Origin of the sequence: Streptomyces sp. NPDC006743 (assembly GCF_040703815.1) — a bacterium.
Classification (GTDB): Bacteria; Actinomycetota; Actinomycetes; order Streptomycetales; family Streptomycetaceae; genus Streptomyces.
Window position 1 is genome coordinate 1 of sequence record NZ_JBEYJA010000139.1, and the last position, 2773, is coordinate 2773.

Consider the following 2773-nt stretch of genomic DNA (forward strand, 5'->3'; position numbering starts at 1 on the left):
GCGGGTACGGCGGTAAGTGCGCGGAGGTGGCGGGTGGCGTCTCGGCGAACGGTACGGCGGTGCAGTTGAACACCTGCGGGACGGGCAGTGCGCAGCCCTGGACGGTGGCTGCTGATGGGACGCTGCGGGCGTTGGGCAAGTGCATGACGGTGGCCGGGAGCGGTACGGCGAACGGCACGCAGGTGCAGTTGGCGTCGTGTTCGGGTGCCGCGTCGCAGAAGTGGCAGGCGCAGGCGAACGGGACGCTGGTGGGTACGCAGTCGGGCAAGTGCCTGGACGCGACGGGTCCGAGTTCCGCGAACGGCACCAAGCTCCAGATCTGGACCTGCGCGGCCTCCGACAACCAGCTCTGGAAACTCCCCGCCTGACCCCCCGCCACTCGGCGGGAAACAGACACACCCAACGGTATCGGAAAGAGGAAAGACGTGTTCTCACGGCACAGACCTGTGCCCGGCCGGCGAGGCCGCACCGTGGCGGGTACGGCACTCGCGCTCGGCCTGGTCGCGCTGACGACGCTGGGCCCGGTCGCGCTCGGCCCGGCGGCGGCCCAGGCGGCCCCGGCGGGCGCCGCCGCCGACACACCGGTCGTCGTCGACGGCGGGACCGTCCTGCCCGGCCGGGTCCCCGGCAAGAGCGGGGCGCTGGGGGTGACGTTCGGGTTCTCCGACATCACCCTGGCGGGCGGCCCCTACGAACAGCCGGTCAACCACAACTACAACCGGCCGATGTACGAGCCGAAGGCCTCCGACCCGGACTCCTTCTGGGACAACTACGTCGAGGAACTCACCACCGCCGGCGTCGACTTCGTCGCCGTCGACCTGCGGGGCTTCGGCCCCGGCAACGCCGTCCCCGACGGCGCGGGCGACCCCCGGGCGCTCACCCCGCTGGTCGACGCGATCAAACGACGCGGTGTCGCGGACCGGCTCAAGATCGCGGCACTGGACGACACACCCGCCACCCTCACCGACAAGAAGAACCGGGCCGTCCACCACACCGGCGGCTACACACCCCCCTTCGACATCGGTGACGCGGACGGCACCGGGGAAGGCGGCTACCAGTACTTCTGGGACAACAACCAGCGCGAGTTCTTCTCCCGCATCCCGGACGACATGCTCTACAAGGTCGACGGCCGCCCGCTGATCTACGAGTGGTCGGTCAACGACTTCGCGTTCACCAACCAGGGCGACGGCAACCTGTCCGAACTGCTCCGGTACGCCCGCTCGCGCGCGAAGACGGAGTTCGGCGTCGACCCGTACTACGTCGTCGACAGCAGCTGGCCGGACCGCGATCCCAGCGTGATCTCGCAGATCGACGGCATCAACAACTGGTTCGTGCTGCCCCAGGGCTCCTCGACGGCCACCTACCAGCCGGTGATCGACAACGGCCAGCTGAAGTTCGGCGACGGCTGGGACTACCGGACCTCCGACGGAGCCGGGGACTACAAGAACACCTACCAGTCGTCCTCGCAGGCGGGCGCGGCCGTCACGTACTCCTTCATCGGCACCGGGATCCAGTACCTGGCGCGCACCGCGCCGGACCAGGGCAGCGTCGACGTCTCCGTCGACGGGCAGACCCCCGTCACGGTCAAGCTGAACACCGGCAGCGCGCTGAAGACGCAGCAGACCGTCTTCGAGAAGTCAGGGCTGACGGACGGCACGCACACCATCAAAGTGGTGAACAAGTCCGCCGCACCGGCCACCGTGGACGGCTTCCGGGTGCTCACCGGCCGGGCCGCCTCGCTGAACGGCCGCCGGTACGGCATCGCCACGCCCGGCTTCCGCGTCGTCAACAGCGACACGAACATGATCATGGACGCGGACCACGGCAGGAAGCTCAGCCAGACCCTGGACGCCACGGTCAACGCGGGCGCGGACATCACCCTGGTCGAGGGTTTCACGGACTGGGAGGAGAACGCCATGCTGGCGCGTACGGCCGACGGCACGTACGAGGAGCGGCTGACCGACTACCCCAACCAGATGATCGACACCCTGCGCCGCTACTCCACGGACCCCTTCCCCACGGAGTACAAGGTCGAGGCGGAGACGGCGGACGCGTTCGCCGGAGCCACCGCGGGCAATGCGTGGAACACCTATCGCAGCGGTGACATCGATGTCCAGAGCACCGGTGACACGGGTGGCGGCTGGAACGTCGGCGACATCGCGCCCGGCGAGTCCCTCACCTGGAACAGCCGGCCCCTTCAGGGCACGGTGAAGCTCGCCGCCCGGGTGGCCACGCCGAACGACGGAGCCCAGGTCCGCTTCGTGGTGGACGGCAAGGCCGGCCCCACCGTGGCCGTGCCCAGCACCGGCGACTGGCAGAAGTACACGACGGTCGACGCGGGCACGTTCCAGCTCCCGGCCGGCAGGCTGCACACGGTACGGCTGGAGTTCCCGACCGGCTCCCTGAACGCCAACTACTGGACGGCGACCACGATCGCCGCCCCGCCGGCCCCCGCGCCGGCGGGCCCGACCGGTCCGATCACCGGGATCGGCGGCAAGTGCGTGGACCTCGCCCAGGGCAGCGCGGCCGACGGCACCCAGGCCGTCCTGAACACCTGCGCCGGCACCGGCACCCAGACTTGGACGCTCGCCCCCGACGCCTCCGTGCGGGTCCTGGGCAAGTGCCTCACCACCGAGGACGGCGGGACCGCCAACGGGACCCGGGCGCGGATCGCGTCGTGCGACGGTTCGAAGGAGCAGCAGTGGTCGGTGGACGCGGCGAACGGGTATCTGGTGAACGCGAAGTCGGGTTTCTGTCTGGAGGACGCGGACGG

At 70.1% G+C, this 2773-nt stretch carries 2 protein-coding genes; both read left to right on the plus strand.

The annotated features are described in order from the left end of the window. Positions 1-368: RICIN domain-containing protein (locus ABZ719_RS37445; RefSeq protein ID WP_366729637.1), on the plus strand; the 368-nt coding region annotated here is incomplete at its 5' end. 102 nt (positions 369-470) lie between these two features. Further along, the coding region (locus tag ABZ719_RS37450; protein WP_366729638.1) for a DUF5010 domain-containing protein at positions 471-2773 on the plus strand (2303 nt) is incomplete at its 3' end.